Source organism: Salinibacterium sp. dk2585 (assembly GCF_008001035.1).
Classification (GTDB): domain Bacteria; phylum Actinomycetota; class Actinomycetes; order Actinomycetales; family Microbacteriaceae; genus Homoserinimonas.
On the sequence record NZ_CP042856.1, the window covers coordinates 1,824,295 to 1,845,683 of the forward strand.

Sequence of the window (21,389 nt, forward strand, 5' to 3'; positions counted from 1 at the left end):
TGAAGACATCTGCGCGCTCCAACAACCATCCAAGGCAAGCCCTGTCGGCTGAATTTGCGCGAGTGTCTAAGATGCTCGCGTCCACTGTGTAGTTCTCAAAATACGGGCGGTACCCCCTCCACCACACCGAAGTGTGTCAGACAGAGGCCCAGAGGAGTTCGACAGACCCAGATGTTCCCACCTGGACCGGCCCGGTCCCTCAGGACCCAACAGCGTGCAAAGACCAGACCCTCCCGGCCCAAACCCTTCCTTCCGACTGCAAGCAGCCGGCGTACTAAGTTCGAACCCATCGGTTCTGGTCACAATGTCAATGTTCCACCCATGAGCGCCAGCAGGAAACATTCGTTCCTGAACTGACTTGGCCAGTGAATTCCGCTGTAGACAGACGGACTGGCACATGCTCCTTAGAAAGGAGGTGATCCAGCCGCACCTTCCGGTACGGCTACCTTGTTACGACTTAGTCCTAATTACCGATCCCACCTTCGACAGCTCCCTCCTTGCGGTTGGGCCACTGGCTTCGGGTGTTACCGACTTTCATGACTTGACGGGCGGTGTGTACAAGGCCCGGGAACGTATTCACCGCAGCGTTGCTGATCTGCGATTACTAGCGACTCCGACTTCATGAGGTCGAGTTGCAGACCTCAATCCGAACTGAGACCGGCTTTTGGGATTCGCTCCACCTTACGGTATTGCAGCCCTTTGTACCGGCCATTGTAGCATGCGTGAAGCCCAAGACATAAGGGGCATGATGATTTGACGTCATCCCCACCTTCCTCCGAGTTGACCCCGGCAGTCTCATATGAGTTCCCACCATTACGTGCTGGCAACATACGACGAGGGTTGCGCTCGTTGCGGGACTTAACCCAACATCTCACGACACGAGCTGACGACAACCATGCACCACCTGTTTACGAGTGTCCAAAGAGTTGACCATTTCTGGCCCGTTCTCGTATATGTCAAGCCTTGGTAAGGTTCTTCGCGTTGCATCGAATTAATCCGCATGCTCCGCCGCTTGTGCGGGCCCCCGTCAATTCCTTTGAGTTTTAGCCTTGCGGCCGTACTCCCCAGGCGGGGAACTTAATGCGTTAGCTGCGACACAGAAACCGTGGAATGGTCCCTACATCTAGTTCCCAACGTTTACGGCATGGACTACCAGGGTATCTAATCCTGTTCGCTCCCCATGCTTTCGCTCCTCAGCGTCAGTTACGGCCCAGAGATCTGCCTTCGCCATCGGTGTTCCTCCTGATATCTGCGCATTCCACCGCTACACCAGGAATTCCAATCTCCCCTACCGCACTCTAGTCTGCCCGTACCCACTGCAGGCTGGAGGTTGAGCCTCCAGTTTTCACAGCAGACGCGACAAACCGCCTACGAGCTCTTTACGCCCAATAATTCCGGATAACGCTTGCACCCTACGTATTACCGCGGCTGCTGGCACGTAGTTAGCCGGTGCTTTTTCTGCAGGTACCGTCACTTTCGCTTCTTCCCTACTAAAAGAGGTTTACAACCCGAAGGCCGTCATCCCTCACGCGGCGTTGCTGCATCAGGCTTGCGCCCATTGTGCAATATTCCCCACTGCTGCCTCCCGTAGGAGTCTGGGCCGTGTCTCAGTCCCAGTGTGGCCGGTCACCCTCTCAGGCCGGCTACCCGTCGTCGCCTTGGTGAGCCGTTACCTCACCAACTAGCTGATAGGCCGCGAGTCCATCCCAGACCGAAATTCTTTCCAACTCCTCACCATGCGGTGGAAGCTCGTATCCGGTATTAGACGCCGTTTCCAGCGCTTATCCCAGAGTCAGGGGCAGGTTACTCACGTGTTACTCACCCGTTCGCCACTAATCCACCAGAGCAAGCTCCGGCTTCATCGTTCGACTTGCATGTGTTAAGCACGCCGCCAGCGTTCATCCTGAGCCAGGATCAAACTCTCCGTAAATGTTTGATTGCACAATCACCGAAGCGACTGGCACATCTAGTGTGAACGACCACCGGAATAGGCAGACCGAACACAAGTTTGAAACTGACAAGAACAAACATCATTGCTGACATTTGCATTGTTGTTTAATGTTTTTCCAAAGGAATCTCCTACACCCCAAAAGGATGTACGAGGTTTTTGGCATTTGACATTGTGCACGCTGTTGAGTTCTCAAGGAACGGACGCTCCCGGTGCCCCACCTCCCGGCGGCAGCTGCCGAGGCAACTTTCCAAACTTACCACCCTCTGCGCTGGGTTTCTGACGGCCGAGAGGCCATGCAGACCCGCTGCGTACTCCATGATGGAGTCGAGAGTGGGAAGGGTTTTTAATCCTAGACCCGAAGATCGTGACTTTGCAACATGAGTCGCTGGCCGGAATCTTCGGCGGCTTTCGCCTTCGGATTGTGTCCCACGTGAGGCCGGGAAGCTCTGCGGCTTTCCGCACCTTTGGGGTGACGAGTGATTACTTTACGCAGGCTTTGGGACCGGCGCCAAATCATGGTGCACCCCGGGCGTGTCGCGCCTCACTCGCCCGTGTCGCCGGGCGCGCAGTACTCCGCGACGTGCGCCTGGACTGAAGCGATCTCGGGCACTGCCTGCAGGTCGAGGAGGTCTCCTGCCCGATTCGTGTCGGGGAAACTCGCGGCCCTCGCGACGATCTGATCGATCTGCGCGCTGGCCGACGTCACCTGCTCAGCAATGATCGCCGGTGCGAGAGGAACCAAGCCCTGCCAAGTGGCGGCGTAGGCGGAGATCCCAGGGACGTAGCCGGCAGTGTCGTCCGCCGCGGGCCAACCGAAGTCGGCAGCATCCGTCGCCAGCACGGGCGAGCCCGTCAACGCCCCGCAGAATGCGGCGCTCTCCTCGACCAGCGCCGCATGTGCGGCGGCAGCGGCTTGCGCGCTCTCTTCAGCGTCGAGCTGCTTTCGATGTTCGGACCAGAGGAGGACCCCGGCAACGATGAACACGAAGGTCATGCCGACGGCGATCCAGAGCGAGGCCCGCGCCATGGCGGATGTCCACCCTCGGTAGGCGCGACCACGCGCGGATGCCACGAGGCCGAGCACGAACCCGACGGGCGGGAGCAGGATGGCGGCGGCGAGGGCGACGCGGTCGAGGAGCACCACCTCCTGCGGAGTCTCCTGAACTCGGGGCGCCAGCGGTCCGAGGACGGGGTGCCCGGAGGATGGCGCAGCCGCCGTGGTCGGCTTGACGTCCGCTCCCGCGGAAGGTGCTGGCGGAAGTTCCTGCGGCGGAACAGCGGGAGGGGCAAGCGGCGCCGACAAGGCGACGGACGGGTTTGCCCCTGGTAGCGACGGTGACCCCGCCGAAACCGGTGCAGCCTCAAAGTCCGAGGTCGGTGCTTCGGCGGGCGGCATAGGGCCGGGCGACACCACGGGGGCGGCCGCAGCGGGCGGTGAGTACAGCTCGGCAGCCGAAATGGCCTGAGTCGGCGTCTCGGCCTCAGAACGCGAGGGAACCGGGGGGACGGTGAACGCCGCCGGGGAAACGCCGGGAGCCGCGGCATCCGGAGCCCCTGCACTCGGAACACCTGCACTCGGAACCCCTGCACTCGGAGCCCCTGCACCCGTGACCGGCGCGACGGGCAGGTAGGCGGTGGACGTGTCCTGCGGGCGAACAGGCGGCTGTGTCGACTGGGAGAAGGGGCCAGGCGAAGCGAAGGCGTGGGTCACGGGCGGGACGGCCGGGCGCGGCGGTTCTTCAAGGGGCGGCGGCTGCAGGAGCGGCGGCGTGGACGCATCCGGCTCGAAAGTCACCAGCCCGGAAGTCACCGACCCGGAGGCCTGTGCCGGTGCAACGGGCCGCGCGGGCTCGGAACCATACGCGGGCGGGATGACGCCTGAGGACTGCGGCGGCGTCAGGGGCTCAGCGGCAGCCGGAGACGCTGGCGCGGGGATGTTGCGGAAGCGCGAGACGTCGACGGGAGCCGACTCCTGAGCCGGCGGTTCGAAGGATCGGCGTTCGAAGCCCAGCGCCTCGAATGCACTGAAGCCTCCCGTGTCAGGGAGCGCCGTCGATTCCGCGGGCTGCTCGCGAGAGACGGTTTCTTCTGCCTCTATGCGGGCGCTCTCGCGGAGTCGCCTGCGATCGCGACGAAGTCCGCCGTCGGGACTGTTCGGGGCACCAGTCCCCTGACCGACATCAGGCTTATCGTCCACGCTCTCCCCTCAAAAGTTCGCCCCATCCTAACGAGACGCGACTGTGCTTACCGTGCGACGACGCCCGCGAGGGTCTTCTTGCCGCGACGCAGGACGGCGAAGCGGGAGAACAGGAAGCGGTCGCCGATCGACTCCCCCACGTCCGTCACTTTCACGTTGTTGCAGTAGACACCGCCCTGCTCGATCGCCCGGCGGGACTCCCCCAGGCTCTTGGTGAGGCGGGTGTCGACAAGCAACTGGGCGAGCGAGGATTCGGCCGTCGCCTCAGCCTGCGGAAGCTCAGCGAGCGCGGCGGAGAGGGTGGGCTCGTCGAGCGCCGTGAGGTCGCCCTGGCCGAAGAGCGCCTCGGCCGCGGCGATGGCCGCGTGCGTTGCCTCCGCGCCGTGCACGAGCGAGGTCACCTCGAAGGCCAGTGTGCGCTGCGCCTCGCGCCGGAAGGGTTCATTCGCGACCGACTCCGCCAGCGCCTCGATGCGCGCACGCGACAGGAAGGTGAAGACCTTGAGACGAGCGATGACATCCGCGTCGTCGGTGTTGAGCCAGAACTGGTACATCGCGTAGGGGCTCGTGAGCGAGGCATCCAGCCACACGGCGTTGCCCTCGCTCTTGCCGAACTTGGTGCCGTCAGAGTTCGTGATGAGCGGCGTGCCGATCGCGTGGACGCTCGCGCCCTCCGCCTTGTGGATCAGATCGGAGCCGCTCGTCAGGTTGCCCCACTGGTCGGAGCCGCCCGTCTGGAGCACACAGTCGTAATTGCGGTACAACTGGAGGAAGTCCATCCCCTGGAGCACCTGGTAGCTGAACTCGGTGTAGCTGATGCCCGCGTCGGAATTGAGGCGGGCGGTCACCGCATCCTTCTTGAGCATCGAGCCCACGCGGAAGTACTTGCCGACGTCGCGCAGGAAGTCAATGGCCGACATCGGTGCAGTCCAGTCGAGGTTGTTCACCAAGCGCGCCGCGTTGTCGCCTTCGAAACTCAGGAACCGTGACACCTGGCCCTGGATCTTGCCGACCCACTCGGCAACGACCTCGGGGGTGTTGAGGGTGCGCTCAGCCGTGGGCTTCGGGTCACCGATGAGTCCCGTCGAACCGCCGACGAGCGCGAGCGGCCGGTGACCCGCTAGCTGGATGCGACGCAGCAGTAACACCTGCACGAGATTGCCGAGGTGCAGGCTCGGCGCCGTCGGGTCGAAGCCGCAGTAGTAGACGATGGGCGGACCATCCAACAGCGTCTTGAGCGCCTCAGGGTCCGTCGAGACGTGGACGAGGCCTCGCCACAAAAGCTCGTCCCACAGGGACTCGAATGACTCGTCGTTGTTCTGCTGTTCTAGGTTCTGCGCGCTCGCTGACACCCGACCAAGGCTACCAGCGGCCGAAGACCCCGCCTCACTCGCCCGAGTCGGTGAGCGCCGTGCGATCACGCACGGATACCTCCGATTCGTGCACAATGCGGCCGGCGGTGCCACCGCCGGCCGCATGGAGAACCCCTGCCGTTCCGAGCTACTGCGCGCGCTCGGGGCTGCGCAGCACGCTTGTCACGACGGGACGGGTCGCAACGAGCGACAGGGCGACGAGCGCGATTCCGGCGACGAACGCGAGAGCGATCACGAGGAGCGACGTGGGGGCGACGATGAGCGCGTACCCCGCGAGCGGGAAGACGAGCAGTCCGCCGAGGGCCGCCGATCCCAGCGAGACCCAGCACAGCGGCACGAGGATCGCGCGAGCCCGCGCCTGTTCCTGCACCTCGCGCGGCATGCCGACCCGGTCGAGCCCGACGTAGAGGTCACGGCGGTCGAGCACTGCGGATGCCTGGTTGACCCCCACAGAGCAGGCGACCATGAGGAAGGAGGCGACGAGGGTGATGATGATGCCCGTGCGCACGTCGACGTAGAGCGCCAGCTCGTTGGCAGGACCGCCCTCCTCGATCAGGAACGACACACCGGTGCCGCCCACGACCGCGACGAAGCTGGTCATCGCGAGGCCGCTGACCTGGCGCCACGCGACCTTGGGTGCCTCGAGCGTCGTGCGTGCGGCGATGAGGCGCGCCGCCGTACGGGCGCGACCGACTTGCATCCGTGCAAAGACCCAGATGAGCCACGGGCCGACCAGGTTGAGCACGGCAACTCCGACCGCGAAGGTTGCGGCTATGGCCACCGCGACCGCCGTGTAGTCGGGCAGCACGCCGAAGCTTTGCAGCACGACGACGGCGACGATGACAACGACTCCCCCGATGAGGCCGCGGAGCCAACTCATGCGCGGCGCGCTCTGCTTCAGCCTCACGCCCAGCGGTGAGATGACGACTTTGCGCAGGCCGATGACGGCACTCACGGCGGCGAGCAGCACGATCCCTGCGATGACGCCGATGATCGCGAGCGGATTCAGGATGATCGACGCCGCGCCGATGGCCTCCCCGCCGAAGGGGATGAGGCCGACCAGCGGAGAGGCCGCGAGGTACAGGACGACGCCCACCAGCGCGCCTGCCGCGGCGACCATGACCGACTCGAGGACCGTGATCGCGACGACGTTGCCGGGCGTCGCCCCGAGGAGGCGGAGGGTCGCCAGGCGGTCGTCACGCCGACGCGCCGAGAGCCTCGCGGCGGCGCCGCTCAGGCTCGCGAGCGGAATCACGAGCAGCGCGAGGGCGAGCCCACTCAGCACCTGGTATGTGGCCGCATTCACTTCGTCGGGCCAGTTCCAGAACATCACGCCACCACCCGCGACCGTGAGGAGCAGGGCGGTCGTGATGGCGAACGCGACACCAGGAAGCACGAGCGTCGAGACCGAGTCGGCGCTGGGCCTCGCGAGCATCCACGTCAGGGTTCCGATGGGCGCGCGACGCCTCGACGGCGCGAGGCGCCCCGGGGCAGGAGCGCGGACATCCGTCATGCTGCTCATGCGCTGGCCCTCGAAACGGTCGTCGCGGCCTGGACATCGAGGCGCCCGTCACGTAGCCGCACGACGCGCGAGCAGCGGGCGGCGACCTGGTCGTCGTGCGTGACGACGACGAGCGCACGACCGTCTTCCGTCGCGGCATCGAGGAGCGCCGTCATTGTCTCGGTCGAGGTCACGGAATCGAGGGCTCCCGTCGGCTCGTCGGCGAAGATCACCCGAGCGCCCGTGACCTGGGCGCGAGCGATCGCGACGCGCTGAGCCTGGCCACCCGAGAGTTCGCCGATGCGGCGCCGCTCGAGGCCGCCGAGGCCGAGCCGGCCGAGCCACTCAACGGCGTGCGCCTCGGCGGTCGCCCGCGTGCGCCCCGCCAGGAGAAGGGGAAGGGCGACATTCTCGACGACCGTGAGTTCGGGGATCAGGAGTCCCTGCTGGAACACGAAGCCGAACTCCTCGCGGCGCAGTCTCGAGCGCTCGGACTCCGCGAGGGCACTCACGGCAATGGCGCCGCTCGGCGTGTGCACGACGACCTCGCCGCTCGTCGGGGTGATGATGCCCGCAAGCGCGTGGAGCAGCGTCGTCTTGCCCGATCCTGAGGGCCCCATGATGGCGACGGACTCGCCGGGATAGATGGCCAGGTCGACCCCGTCGAGGGCGCGGGTTCCGGGGTACGTCATCGAGACGCGCGATGCCGAGAGCAGAGGTGTTGAGGCGGAAGAATTCATGCTTCCAGCCTCGCCGACGCACCGTTCGACCACATCGGTCGGGCGGCGCATCCCGCGTCATCCTCGCGATGTATTCCGGGGCTTCGGCACGTGCCGCTTGTAGGGCGAGACCGTGGGGGCGCCCGGGATCCAGAAGCGCCATGGGAAGGCATCCGTGCCCCCGGGCCCGGAGACTCCCGTGCGGGGTCCGGCCGCGATATCCGGCTGCTCGCTTCCGAGGGACAAGCGGATACGCGAGCTCGACAGGTCAGCACCACCGTCGGCGAGCGTGATGCCGAGCGCCACGCTGACCCGGCCAGGGCCGCGGGCGAGGTCGTCGTCGACGCGGGAGGTGTGCCGACGCGCGCGGGCCAGCTCGATGCCCTCGACGATCTCGCCCGCTCGGATGAGGCATCCGGATGCCACGCCCTCCGTGCCGCAGACGATGTTCGAGCACGTGTGCATGCCGTAGGTGAAGTACGTGTAGAGGTGCCCGGCCGGACCGAACATGACGGAGTTGCGCGGGGTCTGGCCGCGGAAGGCGTGCGACCCGGGGTCATCCGCGCCGTGGTACGCCTCAAGCTCCGTGATGCGGAGCGTCACGCGCCCCTCGGGCGAGTCGACGGACAGGAACGAGCCGAGCAGGCGTGGGGCCGCCTGCACGGCGTCCTGCGCGAGGACGCTCGCGAGTTCCTCGGGCATCACCGCACTGTCAGGTCGCGCACCCGTGCTGTGAGGGCGGCGAGTTGCTCCGCGACGCGTTCCGGTGCGGTGCCGCCGACGCCGTTGCGGCTCGAGACGGCACCGTCGATCGAGAGGACCTCACGCACCGCCCCCGTGAGGCGGCGGTCGATCGCGGCATAGTCGTCGTCGCTCGGCTCATGGAGTTCAAGCCCACGTGCCTCGCAGAAGGAGACGAGCGCACCGCTGATCTCGTGCGCCTCGCGGAACGGCACATGCTGGCGCACGAGCCACTCCGCGACATCCGTTGCCAGGGAGAAGCCCTGCGGCGCGAGCTCCGCCATGCGCTCGGTATTGAAGCGCAGGGTCGCAAGCATCCCCGTGAAGGCGGGCAGGAGGACCTCGAGCGTCTCGACAGAGTCGAAGACCGGCTCCTTGTCTTCCTGGAGGTCGCGATTGTAGGCGAGCGGGAGGCCCTTGAGCGTCGTCAGGAGACCCGTGAGGTTGCCGATGAGTCGGCCGGACTTGCCGCGCGCGAGTTCCGCAATGTCGGGGTTCTTCTTCTGCGGCATGATCGACGATCCCGTCGAGTAGCCGTCGTCGAGGGTGACGAAGTCGAACTCGCGCGTGTTCCAGAGGATGATCTCCTCCGCCAGGCGCGACAGGTTGATGCCGATCGTCGAGGCAATGAAGGCGAACTCGGCGACGACGTCGCGGCTTGCGGTCGCGTCGATCGAGTTCTCGGTCGGTGCGGAGAGCCCGAGCTCCGTTGCCACGAGGGCGGGATCGAGCCCGAGGGAACTGCCCGCGAGCGCGCCCGAACCGTAGGGAGAGGCGGATGCCCGGACGCCCCAGTCCCGCAGGCGCTCGAGGTCGCGCACGAGCGGCCACGCGTGAGCCAAGATGTGGTGCGCAAGCAGCACAGGCTGCGCGTGCTGCAGGTGGGTGCGACCCGGCATGATCGCCGTGGGGTGCGCATCCGCTTGGGCGGCGAGCGCGTCGATCAGCTGCACGACCAGGTGGCGGATGTTCGCCGCATGGTCGAGCAGGTAGAGGCGCACGAGGGTCGCGATCTGGTCGTTGCGGCTGCGGCCCGCCCGCAGCTTGCCGCCGAGTTCTGGACCAGCGATCGTGATGAGGTGCCGCTCGAGGGCGCCGTGGACATCCTCGTCGGACTCCTCCGCCGCGATCTGCCCCGACTCGACGTCGGAAGCGAGGCGGTCAAGGGCCGCGAGCATGCGCTCAAGCTCGTCCTGGTCGAGGTAGCCCGCCGCGGCAAGCGCCTTGGCATGAGCCTTGGAGCCAAGGATGTCGTAGGCCGCAAGCTGCCAGTCGAAGTGCGTCGACTTGCTGAGGCGTGCGAGCTCGGGCGACGGCCCATCGCTGAAACGGCCACCCCAGAGCGAGCCCGTGTTGGTCTCTCCCGCCATCAGCCCTGCACCCCGTTGCGCTCAAGGAGCCAGACGAGCAGCGCCTTCTGGGCGTGCAGGCGGTTCTCCGCCTCATCCCAGATGACGCTTTGGCCACCGTCGATCACGTCGGCCGTGACCTCGTAGCCGCGATCGGCTGGGAGGCAGTGCATGAAGATCGCATCGTCCTTCGCGAGCGCCATCAGCTCCGAATCGACCCGATAACCTCCGAGGAGCTTGACGCGCTCGGCCTTCTCCTCCTCCTTGCCCATGGACACCCAGGTGTCGGTCACGACGACATCGGCGCCCGTGACGGCCTCCTTGGGGTCGTAGAAGCACTCGACCGAACCGCCCGTCGTTGCCGCGATCGCGACCGCGTCGTCGATGACGGACTGCGTCGGGTGGAAGCCCTCCGGTGCCGCGATGCGCACGTGCATGCCGGCCGTTGCGCCTGCGAGCGCGTAGGACTGCGCCATGTTGCAGGCGCCATCGCCGATGAAGGTCACGGTCTGGCCCTCGAGCGCACCGCGGTGCTCCCGAATGGTCAGCAGGTCTGCGAGCAGCTGGCACGGGTGGAAGTCGTCGGAGAGCGCGTTGACGACGGGGACAGTCGTGCCCTCCGCCATCTCCTCGAGCCCGGCCTGGCCGTAGGTGCGCCACACGATCGCGGCGACCATGCGCTCGAGCACCCTTGCGGTGTCGGACGCGGTCTCCTTGCCACCAAGCTGGCTGTTGGCCGTGCTGATGATGAGGGGCACTCCCCCGAGATCGGCGATGCCGACGGCAAAGGAGACGCGGGTGCGCGTCGACGACTTGTCGAAGATCACGGCAACCGTCTGCGGGCCCTCAAGGGGGCGCTGCGAGAAGCGCTCCGCCTTCAGCGCTATAGCGAGGTCGAGGATCTCACGCTGCTCCGCCTGGCTCAAGTCGTCATCGCGAAGGAAATGCCTGGTCACTGTGCGGCCTCCAATGCCGTGCTGAAGAGTCTGCCGAACTCGTCGATCTCGACGTCGCCGACGATGAGGGGCGGCGCGATCCGCACACTGTACTCGTTCGCCGCGTTGACGATGAGGCCTGCGTCGAGCGCGGCCGCAGACACCCTGTTCGCCACCGGCTCCGTGAGGCCGACGCCGATCAGCAGACCGCGTCCGCGCACCTCGTCGACGAGCGGGGAGTCCATCTCGCGGATCAGTTCCCGCAGCTGCGTGCCGCGCTGCTCCGCGTTGCCGATGAGGCCGGATGCCTCGATCTCGCCGAGCACTGCGTTGGCCGCCGCGGTCGCGAGAGGGTTGCCGCCGAAGGTGCTCCCGTGGTGGCCCCGCTTGAAGAGCTCGGATGCCTCTCCGAACGTCACGAGGGCACTGATGGGCATGCCGCCGGCGATGCCCTTCGCGATCGTGACGGCATCGGGCTCGATGTCGAACTGCTGGTAGGTGAACCACGTGCCCGTGCGGCCGACGCCCGTCTGGATCTCATCGAGGATGAGCAGCGCGCCGTGCTCCCGCGTGAGCTCACGTGCACGCACGATGAAGCCCTCCGGCAGGTCGACGACGCCGGCCTCGCCCTTGATGGGCTCGAACACGACGGCGGCGACGGTGTCATCCATTGCCGCTTCGAGCGCCTCGATCGTGCTGTCGATGTGCTCGACACCGTCGAGGAGCGGAGCGAAGGGATCGCGAAGGGCGGCCTTGCCGGTGAGCGACAGGGCGCCCATGGTACGGCCGTGGAAGGCGTTCGTGAGGGCGAGGATGCGGCGCCGCTTGCCACCGTCGTTGTTGAGGCGCGCGAGCTTGAACGCGGCCTCCATCGCCTCTGCTCCCGAGTTGCCGAAGTAGACGCGCCCGCGCTCCCCCGCGCCAGTGATGCGCTTGAGCCGCTCAGCGAGCTCGATCTGCGGCGGCGTCGCGAAGTAGTTGGAAACGTGCGCGAGCGTTGCGACCTGGCTCGAGACCGCGTCGACGAGTGCCGGATGCGCGTGCCCGAGCGAGTTCACGGCAATTCCCGCGAGGAAGTCCAGGTATCGCTTGCCGTTGGTTCCCCACACGTAGCAGCCCTCACCCCGCTCGAGCATCGTGAGGGGTGTCGCGTGCGAGCCCATCATGGCCGCACCGAACCTGCTGCTCCAGTCGTGATTCACCACTACCCTGCCTTCGCTGTCGAGTCGTTGTCGTTTGGGGTGGCGTCGGGCACGACCTCCGTGCCCACGCCGCTGCTGCGGAACACCTCGAGGAGGATCGAGTGGGCGACTCGCCCGTCGATGATCGCGGCCTTGTCCACCCCGCCCGCGACGGCTTCGAGGCAGGCCGTCATCTTGGGGATCATGCCGGACTCGAGCGACGGGAGCAGTGCGGAGAGCTCGCACGCCGTGATCCGAGACACGAGCGAGTCGCGGTTCGGCCAGTCGGAGTAGAGCCCCGCGACATCCGTCAGTACCACCAGCTTGACGGCACCGAGCGCGACGGCGACGGATGCCGCGGCCGAGTCCGCATTGACGTTGAGCGCCTGCCCCGGCACCTCCCCATCGGGTGCGACGGAGGAGACGACGGGGATCTTGCCCGCGTCGAGGAGGGCGTGCAGCACGGAGGGATCGACATCGACGACCTCACCGACGAGTCCGAGATCGACTTCTTCCCCGTCGACGACCGTGCCACGGCGACGGCCGCGGAAGAGGCCCTGCGTCTCGCCCGACACCGGCTGCGCCAGGTCACCGTGCTCGTTGATGAGGGCCGCGAGTTCACCGCTGACCTCTCGCGTCAGCACGTCGCGCACGACGTCCATCGCATCGGGGCTCGTCACCCGCAGGCCGCCGCGGAACTCGCTTTCGATGCCGCGCTCCTTGAGGGCGCGCGAGATCTGGGGGCCACCACCGTGCACGACGACGGGCCGGATGCCCACGTGGTGCAGGTAGACCATGTCGGCAGCGAAGGCCCTCTTGAGTTCATCGTCGACCATCGCGTTACCGCCGAACTTCACGACGATGATGCGGTCACGGAAGAGGGTCAGCCACGGCAGGGAGTCGATGAGCGTCTGCGCCTGCACGGCGTTGAGGTCGGTCGGCTCGCCCATCAGCTTGAGTACGCGCTGTTCTCGTGCACGTAGTCGTGCGTGAGGTCGTTCGTGAGGATCATCGCGGCAGCATGCCCCGCGTTGAGTTCAAGCTGCAGCAGCACCTCGCGACCACTCAGGTCGACCTCCTCGCGCGGCCGGTCTGGGCCGCCCTTGGTGCACACCCGCACGCCGTTCATGAGCACGTCGACGTTGTAGGGGTCGAACTCGGCCGAGGTCGTGCCGATCGCGGCGAGCACGCGGCCCCAGTTGGGGTCGTTGCCGAAGATCGCTGCCTTGAAGAGATTGTTGCGGGCAATCGACCGCCCGACCTCGACCGCGTCGTCCTCGCTCGCGGCGCTCATGACCTCGATCACGATGTCGTGGCTCGCGCCCTCCGCATCACGCTGAAGCTGGAACGCGAGGTCCATGCACAGCCCCTGCAGCTGCACCGTGAACATCGAAAGGTCGGGACGGACTCCGGATGCCCCGCTCGCCATGAGCGTCACCTGGTCGTTGGTCGACATGCAGCCGTCGGAGTCGAGCCGGTCGAAGCTGATCCGAGTGGCCGCGCGAAGTGCCTCGTCGAGCTCGGAACTCGTGAGTTCCGCATCCGTCGTGATGACGACGAGCATGGTCGCGAGCCCGGGCGCGAGCATCCCTGCGCCCTTCGCCATGCCGCCGATCGTGTACCCGTCGCCCCGCACCGTCGCGCGCTTGGGCTGGGTGTCGGTCGTCATGATGGCGCGGGAGGCGTCGTCGCCACCGGTCGCGCTGAGGGCCTTCGCCGCGACGTCGACGCCCGCGAGCACGCGGTCGCGGAAGGTCTGGTCACCCACACCGATGAGGCCCGTCGAGCAGACGAGCACGTCACCCGCCGAGACGTCGAGGGCTTTGCCGACGGCCTCGGCGGTCGCATGCGCCGTCTGGAAGCCGAAGGACCCCGTAAAGCAGTTCGCCCCGCCCGAATTGAGCACGACGGCAGAGACGACACCATCTTGGATGACCTGCCGCGACCAGATGATCGGGTTGGCCACGGCCCGGTTGGAGGTGAAGACGGCCGCCGCCGACTGCAGGGGGCCGCGGTTCACGACAAGTGCGAGGTCGAGCCCGCCCGAATCCTTGAGGCCGGCCTCAATACCGGCGGCCTCGAAGCCCGCGGGCTCGGTCACTCCCCCGACGCCACTCTCCACCGGCTGCCTCATGGCGCCACTCCGTTCGTCTCAAGGCCCGTTGTCTCGGGCAGCCCGAGGGCGATGTTCATCGACTGCACGGCGGCGCCCGCCGTGCCCTTCACGAGATTGTCGATCGCGCTGATGACGACAAGCCGGTTGGCCGCCTCATCGACCGCGAGTCCCATGACCGCCGTGTTCGCGCCCAGCACGTCGGCCGTCTTCGGGAACTGACCCTCCGGCAGCACATGCACGAAGGGTTCCGTGCCGTAGGCGAGTTCCCATGCGGCCCGAGCATCCGAAAGGCTGACGCCGGGCAGCAGCTGCGCTGTGCTCGTCGCAAGGATGCCCCGCGACATCGGCACCAGCACGGGCGTGAACGAGACCGTTGCTCCCTCCGCGCCGGCGACCGTGAGGTTCTGCACAATCTCGGGGGTGTGCCGGTGCGTTCCCCCGACCCCGTACGGCATGGCCGAACCGTGGATCTCGCTCGCCAGGAGATGTGTCTTAAGGCTCTTGCCCGCCCCACTCGTGCCGACCGCGAGCACGGAGACCAGGTCTTGCGAATGCACGAGCCCAGCCTGGAGGCCGGGGGCCAGGCCCAGCGTGATCGCCGTGACATTGCATCCGGGCACCGCGATGCGGCGGGCGCCGACGATCCGTTCCCGCTGCCGCGAGCCGTCAGCGAGCAGGAGTTCGGGCATGCCGTAGGTCCAGGCGCCGTAGAACTCACCGCCGTAGAACTTGGTCCAGTCTGCCTCCGAAGTGAGGCGGTGGTCTGCGCCGCAGTCGATCACGAGGGCGCCCTCGCCGAGGTGGTCGGTCAGCTCCCCCGACTTACCGTGCGGGAGCGCGACGAAGACGACGTCGTGACCCGCAAGGTTCTCGGGGGTCGTGTCGACGAGCGTGAGGTGCTCGAGGGAACGGAGGTGCGGTTGCGCCGCGATGAGCGGCTGCCCAGCGTTGGAATGGGCGGTGACGGTCGTGATCGTGACATCCGGATGGTGAGCGAGGATGCGCAGCAGCTCGCCACCCGCATAGCCGCTCGCGCCGGCGACGGCAACGGAGAGGGTCATGGGTTCTACCTTAAATGAGGAACGGACGATGAAAGGCCGGAGGCGGCGACGCGGCGGCTGAGCGAAGGGCTCAGCGAGGCGACGTCGCCGAGAGTCGGCGCGCGCGGAACAGCTCGAGGCGACGCTCGCCGAGCAGGGTTCCACGGATCATGTCCACCCGAACACTGTAGCGCGAACCGCGCCCCTCTCGACTACTCGCGCAGGGTTGCCCTGAATCGCTCCGCCGCGACGGCGACGCCCGCGAGACGAGCATCGGATGCCTCGGCCGCCGTCAGCGTGCGGTCGGCTGCCCTGAAGCGCAGCGCGAAGGTGAGCGAACGGCTGCCCTCAGGGATGCCCTGACCTCGGTAGTCGTCAACCAACTGCGCACTCTCGAGCAGCGCGCCCGCGCCTTCCGTGAGCGCCGCAAGCACATCGCCTGCGGGCACCTCGACGGGAACCACGAGCGACACGTCCTGCGTCGCGGCGGGATATCCAGAGATCGGTGAGGTGACAACCTCGCGAGTACCGAGCTCGATCAGGGCGTCGAGGTCGAGTTCCAGGAGCGCGACCACGCGGGGCAGGTCGAGATCGTCGGCGATTGCCGGAAGCAGCTCGCCCGTGATTCCGACCACGCGCTCGCCCGCAAAGATCTCGGCCGTGCGGCCGGGGTGGTAGGCGGGGTGATTGCCCTGCTCGACGCGGATGTCGACCGCGAGCGCAAGTGCAAGCTGGCGGGCCGCATCGATCGCGTCGGAGACCGACGACGGCACAGCGCCGATACCCGGCTGGTGCACGACTCGTTCGCCAACGAAGAGCGCGGCGACATGCCACGGCTGCGGCGGGATGCCGGCGTTCAGCGCCGCGACGACCTCGTCACCCGGGTGAGCGTTGCCAACGGGCAACGGGCCGCTGCCGTAGGCGCGACCGGCCTCCGGCAGGAACACCGTGCCGACCTCGAACAGTGCGAGATCGGTGAGGCCGCGGGAGAGGTTGCGGCGCGCCGTCTCGAGCAGGCCCGGCACGAGGCTGCGGCGAAGCAGCGGCACGCTCGCGTCGAGTGCGTTCGCGAGGCGCATGGCCGGAGCATCACCCGAGAAGCGGGCGTGCGTTGCCTCCGAGAGGAAAGGGTACGACTGCACCTCGGTCAGGCCATTCGCCGCGAGCATGTTCGACGCCGCGCGACGCAGGCGCTGCGAGCGTGACAAGCCACGGCCGGGAGGGGCCACAGGCAGGATCGACGGGATGCGGTCATAGCCGATGAGTCGGGCGACCTCCTCCGCGAGGGTCGGCTCGTCAGTCAGGTCGGGTCGCCACGACGGCGGCGTCACGGAGAGCCCGCCGTCAACATCCTCGACGCTTGCGCCGATCGCTTCGAGCGAGGAGCGCACCTCCTCGCTCGTGTACTCGACGCCGAGCAGCGACGTCGTGAGCCCGTCGCGCAGCATGATGGGCGACGGGGCGGATCCCTCGAACAGGGTCGACCCGAGTGTGTCGACCGTGCCGCCGGCGAGCTCGACGAGGAGCTGGGCGACTCGCGCCGCGGCCGCCTCAGCGACGTGCGGGTCCACACCACGCTCGAAGCGCTTGGACGCCTCGCTCGGCAACTTGTGACGGCGGGCCGTGCGCGCAATCGAGACTGGATCGAAGTTCGCGGCCTCGATCAGTACGTCGGTCGTGGCATCCGAGATCTCGGTCGTCGCGCCGCCCATGACGCCCGCAAGGCCGATCGGGCCGGAATTGTCGGTGATCAGGAGGTCTTCCGTGCTGAGCTTGCGCACCTGGTCGTCGAGCGTCGTGAGGGTCTCACCCTGGTTCGCGCGACGCACGGTGATGCCCCCCGTGAGCTTGGCGAGGTCGTAGCCGTGGATCGGCTGGCCGAGCTCGAACATGACGTAGTTCGTGATGTCGACCGCGAGGGAGATGGAGCGGACGCCCGCGAGCTTGAGTCGCGAGACCATCCATGCGGGGGTCGGCCGGGTCGGGTCGATGCCGCGCACGACCCGCGTGACGAAGACCGAGCATCCGACGTTCCCGCGGATCGGCGCCTGGTCCGCAACCGTCACCGAAAAGCCCTCGTGCGTGGACTCGACGAGCTCACGCAGCTCGGGCGCGAGCGCGGGGTCGCGGAAGGCCGCCCCCGTCGAGTTGGAGTACTCGCGGGCGATGCCGCGGATCGAGAAGGCGTAGCCACGGTCTGGCGTGACGTTGACCTCGACCGCGTAGTCGTCGAGGCCGAGGAGCGCGATCGCGTCGGTGCCGGGCTCCGGGTCGAGGCCGAGCTCGGCCAGGCGCAGGATACCGCCGTGCTCGTCGCCGAGGCCCAACTCCTTGGCGGAGGCGATCATGCCGTCGCTCACGTGACCGTAGGTCTTGCGCGCCGAGATCGGGAAGGGGCCGGGCAGCACGGCGCCGGGGAGTGACACCACGACCTTGTCGCCGGCGAAGAAGTTGTGGGCGCCGCAGACGATGCCGCGGATGTCCCTCTCCCCCTCGGTGTCGACAGGCTCACGCCGCGGGCCCACGTCGACCTGGCACCAGCGGATCGTCTTGCCGTTCGACTGCGGCTCATCGACGAACTCGAGCACGGTGCCGACCACGATCGGTCCGCTCAGCTCGGCGCGGTGGATGTCTTCCTCCTCGAGCCCCACGCGCACGAGCGCGGCGTGGATGTCCTCGGGGGTCGAGCTTGCGGGGACCTCGACGAATTCACGAAGCCACGAGGCTGGGACGCGCATCAGACCACCATTCCGAACTGCTGCGAGAAGCGGATGTCGCCCTCGACCATGTCGCGCATGTCATTCATGTCGTTGCGGAACTGGAGCGTGCGCTCGATCCCCATTCCGAAGGCGAAGCCCTGGTACTCCTCGGGGTCGATGCCGGCCGCGCGGAGCACGTTGCGATTGACCATGCCGCATCCGCCCCACTCGACCCAGCGGGCGCCACCCTTGGCGTTCGGCTGCCACACGTCCATCTCGGCGCTCGGCTCGGTGAAGGGGAAGTAGTTGGGGCGCAGGCGAATCTTCGCCTCCTCCCCGAACATCGCGCGGGCGAGGTGCTCGAGCGTGCCGCGAAGGTGCGCCATCGTGAGTCCCTTGTCGATCGCGATGCCCTCGATCTGGTTGAAGACGGGGGTGTGGGTCGCGTCGAGCTCGTCCGTGCGGAAGGTGCGGCCCGGCGCCACGACGTAGACCGGCAGCGGGCGCTCCAGCAGCGAACGGATCTGCACGGGCGAAGTGTGCGTGCGCATCACGAGGTGCGAATCGACCGGGTCGATGAAGAAGGTGTCCTGCATTGCGCGCGCGGGGTGGTCCTCATCGAAGTTGAGCGCGTCGAAGTTGAACCACTCGTTCTCGAGCTCGGGGCCCTCCGCGACCTCCCAGCCCATGCCGACGAAGACATCCGACATCTGCTCCATGAGGAGGGTGAGCGGATGCCGCGCCCCGGGAGTCCAGCGGGAACCAAGGGCCGTGACATCCACCGCCTCAGCAGCAAGCCGCGCCGTCTCCTCGGCAGCCGCAACCTCGTGCTCGCGCGCTGTAAACGCCTGGTTCACGCGCCCGCGGGCCTGGCCGACGAGCTTGCCGAGGGCGGCCTTCTGGTCGTTGGGCACGTTGCGCAGCTCGCCATTCAGTTTGGCGAGCGCGGAAGCCTCGCCGAGGTGGGCGGAGCGCACCGACTTGAGCGCGGCAGAGTCGCTGGCCTCCGCGATCGCGGCAAGGGCGGCATCCACCGCCTCGGCGACACGGGACTCGGTGATCAGGGGTTCAGACACGAGGCTCAAGTTTAGTCTGCCTCGGGCCGGGCCCCCGTCTACTTGATTTCGACCTGGTTGGCTGCCTGGACGGCCGGTGCCACCTTCGTGATCCTCGGATTGCGCCGCGAGCGCACCTCGACCCACTTCGCGACCGCGGATAGAGCAAGGCAGAGCAGGATGTAGATCGTGCCGAAGACGATCGTCGACGGGATGATTGGCGAGCCGTAGGTCACCTGTCCGCCGTAGAACTTGGCGAGGTACAGCAGCTCCTGGAACGTCACGATGAAGCCAAGGGCTGTGTCCTTCAGCACCACGACGAGCTGCGAGATGATGACGGGCATCATTGCGCGGATCGCCTGCGGGTACTGGATCAGCAGCATGACGGCGGACTTGCGCATCCCGATCGCGTAACCGGCTTCGGTCTGGCCCTTCGGCAGCGACTCGATGCCGGCTCGGAAGACCTCAGCGAGCACCGAACCGTTGTAGAGGGTGAGCCCGATGACAACGGCCAGGAACGGGGTCATGAACGTGACACCGAGCGGCGGGAGACCGTAGTACATGATCATCATGAGGATCAGGACGGGAATGGCACGGAAGAGCTCCGTGAACAGCATGACCGGCACGCGGATGATCGCGTGATCGCTCAGACGACCGATCGACAGCAGCAGCCCGAGCACGAGGCTCGCGACCGCTGCGACAGCGAAGGCCGACAGCGTACGCAGCGTCGCGTCGATGATGTTCTGGTGAACAAGCGGGAACGTGAAGATGCGCCACTTCTCCGCAGTGAACTGGCCGGTGACCGCGAGGCGGTAGATGATGAAGCCGAGGATCGCCAGCACGACGACCACGGTCACGACCGCGAGGATGCGGTTGCGCAGGATCGCCTTCGGTCCGGGGACGTCATAGAGCACGCTGCTCATCGGGCCACCCTCCACTTGTTCTCAAGTCGTCGCTGCACGAGCGACAGGACCGTCACGAGCACGACGAAGATTGCGGCGACCCACAGCAGCACGACGATCGCGGGTTCGCCGCGCTCAGAGAGGTACGCGCGAATCGCGCCGGCCTCGAAGACGGAGAACCCGGCCGCAACCGTCGTGTTCTTGAGGAGCGCGATGAACACGCTCATGAGGGGCGGGATGACCGCACGGAATGCCTGGGGCAGGATCACGAGCGACATCGTCTGCGCGAAGGGAAGCCCGATCGCCCTCGCGGCCTCGGCCTGGCCCACGGGAACCGTGTTGAAGCCCGAGCGGATGACCTCGGCGACATACGTCGCCGTGTAGAGGCTCAGCGCGATGATCGCGAGCGTCATGTAGGAAAGCTTGCCGAGCTCGAGCTTCGGATAGCCAAAAGCGAAGAAGAACATGAGCAGCGTGAGCGGGGTGTTGCGGATGAAGTTGACGTAGACCGTGCCGACACCACGCATGATTGGCACGGGCGAGACCCTCATGCCGCCAACGATCGTGCCCAGGATGAGCGCCGCAACGCCTGACACCACGAACAGGATGATCGTGTTCCTGAAGGCGGGAACGAAGATGTCGAGATTGTTGATCAGGGGATCCACGTCAGCGACAGTCCTTTCGAAGGGCGAGAAACGGCGGGAAGGGATGGCGGCGCCGCCTCAGCGGCGCCGCCATCCGTTGAGGGCTTAGTAGTCCTCGATCTCGGGCTGCTCGACCTCAGTGCCGGACTGGCCGAGCGTCGCGTCGTAGATCTCCTGCCAGCGGTCGCCACCTTCGGTGAACATTTCGTTGATCTGGCCGCGGAGCTCGGAGCCCTTGGGCAGGCCAACACCGTACTTCTCCACCGTGAAGGGCTCGCCGACGACCTTGAGGTTGTCGGGGTCCTGCGAGGCATAGCCGAGAAGGATCGCCTGGTCGGTCGTCACTGCGTCGACCTGACCGTCGAGAAGAGCCTCGACGCACTGCGAGTAGGTGTCGAACTCGACCGTCTCGGTGTCGGGGAAGTTGTCCTTGATGTTCTGGATGGGCGTCGAACCGGTTGCGGAGCACACAGTCTTGCCCGCGAGGTCTTCCTCGCTCTGGATGGACTCTTCGTCTGCAGCCACCAGGAGGCCCTGGCCCGTGATGAAGTACGGACCGGCGAAGTCGATCTGCTCCTTCCGGCTGTCGGTGATCGAGTAGGTGCCGACGTAGAGGTCGACGTCGCCGTTCACGAGGGCAGACTCGCGGTTGGCACTCGGGATGGCCTCCCACTCGATCTGGTCCTCGCCGTAGCCGAGCTCCTCGGCGACCCACTTCGCGATCTCGATGTCGAAGCCACTGCGCTCACCGGTCGCTGCGTCGAGGTAACCGAGACCTGGCTGGTCTTCCTTAACGCCAATCGTGATCGAACCCGATGCCGTGCCCTCGCCGTCGGTCGTTCCGCCGCCGTTATCGCTGTCGCCGCCAGCGCATCCGGTCAGGACGAGCGCAGCCGCGGCAAGCGTGGCCACAAGTGTTGATCTCTTGTGCATGTTGTTCCTTTCGTAAGGAGTCGCGGCGAAGCGCGACCCCGCCCTGTGTGCAG

General features: G+C 66.7%; 16 protein-coding genes and 1 rRNA gene. All 17 read right to left on the bottom strand.

The window, feature by feature from the left end; all coding sequences use genetic code 11:
* Positions 1-408 precede the first annotated feature (408 nt).
* A 16S ribosomal RNA gene (locus FVA74_RS08575) occupies positions 409-1,930 on the bottom strand.
* Positions 1,931-2,492: 562 nt separating this feature from the next.
* The gene (locus tag FVA74_RS08580) at positions 2,493-3,095 is read right to left on the bottom strand and encodes a hypothetical protein (protein WP_147721621.1); all 603 of its coding nucleotides are present in this window, start codon (positions 3,093-3,095) and stop codon (positions 2,493-2,495) included.
* Between the two features lie 1,100 nt (positions 3,096-4,195).
* Entirely contained in the window at positions 4,196-5,500 is a 1,305-nt protein-coding gene (gene tyrS / locus FVA74_RS08585) for a tyrosine--tRNA ligase (RefSeq protein ID WP_240792178.1), read from the bottom strand.
* A 148-nt stretch (positions 5,501-5,648) separates the two neighbouring features.
* Positions 5,649-7,043, bottom strand: coding sequence for an FtsX-like permease family protein (locus FVA74_RS08590; RefSeq protein WP_240792179.1), 1,395 nt, complete (start codon positions 7,041-7,043; stop codon positions 5,649-5,651).
* Positions 7,040-7,762, bottom strand: a complete 723-nt coding sequence (locus FVA74_RS08595; RefSeq protein WP_147721623.1) for an ABC transporter ATP-binding protein — start codon at positions 7,760-7,762, stop codon at positions 7,040-7,042. Before FVA74_RS08595 ends, FVA74_RS08590 begins: the two co-directional genes overlap by 4 nt.
* Before the next feature lie 57 nt (positions 7,763-7,819).
* Positions 7,820-8,443 carry a DNA-3-methyladenine glycosylase gene (locus FVA74_RS08600; protein WP_147721624.1) on the bottom strand — a complete coding sequence of 208 codons (624 nt, stop codon included), beginning with the start codon at positions 8,441-8,443 and terminating at the stop codon, positions 7,820-7,822.
* Positions 8,443-9,852, bottom strand: a complete 1,410-nt coding sequence (gene argH / locus FVA74_RS08605; protein WP_147721625.1) for an argininosuccinate lyase — start codon at positions 9,850-9,852, stop codon at positions 8,443-8,445. The genes FVA74_RS08600 and argH overlap by 1 nt, the downstream gene beginning before the upstream one ends.
* The gene (gene argF / locus FVA74_RS08610; RefSeq protein WP_147721626.1) at positions 9,852-10,787 is read right to left on the bottom strand and encodes an ornithine carbamoyltransferase; all 936 of its coding nucleotides are present in this window, start codon (positions 10,785-10,787) and stop codon (positions 9,852-9,854) included. Before argF ends, argH begins: the two co-directional genes overlap by 1 nt.
* Positions 10,784-11,932, bottom strand: a complete 1,149-nt coding sequence (locus tag FVA74_RS08615; RefSeq protein ID WP_147723139.1) for an acetylornithine transaminase — start codon at positions 11,930-11,932, stop codon at positions 10,784-10,786. Before FVA74_RS08615 ends, argF begins: the two co-directional genes overlap by 4 nt.
* Before the next feature lie 38 nt (positions 11,933-11,970).
* Positions 11,971-12,897, bottom strand: coding sequence for an acetylglutamate kinase (gene argB, locus FVA74_RS08620; RefSeq protein ID WP_147721627.1), 927 nt, complete (start codon positions 12,895-12,897; stop codon positions 11,971-11,973).
* Entirely contained in the window at positions 12,897-14,081 is a 1,185-nt protein-coding gene (argJ, locus tag FVA74_RS08625) for a bifunctional glutamate N-acetyltransferase/amino-acid acetyltransferase ArgJ (RefSeq protein ID WP_147721628.1), read from the bottom strand. Before argJ ends, argB begins: the two co-directional genes overlap by 1 nt.
* Positions 14,078-15,124: an N-acetyl-gamma-glutamyl-phosphate reductase gene (gene argC / locus FVA74_RS08630; RefSeq protein WP_147721629.1), complete on the bottom strand. Its 1,047-nt coding sequence runs from the start codon at positions 15,122-15,124 to the stop codon at positions 14,078-14,080. The genes argJ and argC overlap by 4 nt, the downstream gene beginning before the upstream one ends.
* Before the next feature lie 191 nt (positions 15,125-15,315).
* Positions 15,316-17,841: a phenylalanine--tRNA ligase subunit beta gene (gene pheT / locus FVA74_RS08635; protein WP_147721630.1), complete on the bottom strand. Its 2,526-nt coding sequence runs from the start codon at positions 17,839-17,841 to the stop codon at positions 15,316-15,318.
* On the bottom strand, positions 17,841-18,878 hold the full coding sequence (gene pheS, locus FVA74_RS08640) for a phenylalanine--tRNA ligase subunit alpha (RefSeq protein ID WP_147721631.1): 1,038 nt from the start codon (positions 18,876-18,878) through the stop codon (positions 17,841-17,843). The genes pheT and pheS overlap by 1 nt, the downstream gene beginning before the upstream one ends.
* A gap of 38 nt (positions 18,879-18,916) precedes the next feature.
* Positions 18,917-19,780, bottom strand: a complete 864-nt coding sequence (locus FVA74_RS08645) for an amino acid ABC transporter permease (protein ID WP_147721632.1) — start codon at positions 19,778-19,780, stop codon at positions 18,917-18,919.
* Positions 19,777-20,424, bottom strand: a complete 648-nt coding sequence (locus tag FVA74_RS08650) for an amino acid ABC transporter permease (protein ID WP_147721633.1) — start codon at positions 20,422-20,424, stop codon at positions 19,777-19,779. The genes FVA74_RS08645 and FVA74_RS08650 overlap by 4 nt, the downstream gene beginning before the upstream one ends.
* Before the next feature lie 84 nt (positions 20,425-20,508).
* The gene (locus tag FVA74_RS08655; protein WP_147721634.1) at positions 20,509-21,336 is read right to left on the bottom strand and encodes a glutamate ABC transporter substrate-binding protein; all 828 of its coding nucleotides are present in this window, start codon (positions 21,334-21,336) and stop codon (positions 20,509-20,511) included.
* Positions 21,337-21,389 lie beyond the last annotated feature (53 nt).

Excerpts from the sequence above, each read along its gene's own strand:
- FVA74_RS08655 (WP_147721634.1), bottom strand. The coding sequence starts at position 21,336 with ATGCACAAGAGATCAACACTTGTGGCCACGCTTGCCGCGGCTGCGCTC.
- argH (WP_147721625.1), bottom strand. The coding sequence starts at position 9,852 with ATGGCGGGAGAGACCAACACGGGCTCGCTCTGGGGTGGCCGTTTCAGC.
- FVA74_RS08600 (WP_147721624.1), bottom strand. The coding sequence starts at position 8,443 with ATGCCCGAGGAACTCGCGAGCGTCCTCGCGCAGGACGCCGTGCAGGCG.
- argB (WP_147721627.1), bottom strand. The coding sequence starts at position 12,897 with ATGGGCGAGCCGACCGACCTCAACGCCGTGCAGGCGCAGACGCTCATC.
- FVA74_RS08615 (WP_147723139.1), bottom strand. The coding sequence starts at position 11,932 with ATGATGGGCTCGCACGCGACACCCCTCACGATGCTCGAGCGGGGTGAG.
- argC (WP_147721629.1), bottom strand. The coding sequence starts at position 15,124 with ATGACCCTCTCCGTTGCCGTCGCCGGCGCGAGCGGCTATGCGGGTGGC.
- FVA74_RS08595 (WP_147721623.1), bottom strand. The coding sequence starts at position 7,762 with ATGAATTCTTCCGCCTCAACACCTCTGCTCTCGGCATCGCGCGTCTCG.
- FVA74_RS08590 (WP_240792179.1), bottom strand. The coding sequence starts at position 7,043 with ATGAGCAGCATGACGGATGTCCGCGCTCCTGCCCCGGGGCGCCTCGCG.
- FVA74_RS08645 (WP_147721632.1), bottom strand. The coding sequence starts at position 19,780 with ATGAGCAGCGTGCTCTATGACGTCCCCGGACCGAAGGCGATCCTGCGC.
- argJ (WP_147721628.1), bottom strand. The coding sequence starts at position 14,081 with ATGAGGCAGCCGGTGGAGAGTGGCGTCGGGGGAGTGACCGAGCCCGCG.
- pheT (WP_147721630.1), bottom strand. The coding sequence starts at position 17,841 with ATGCGCGTCCCAGCCTCGTGGCTTCGTGAATTCGTCGAGGTCCCCGCA.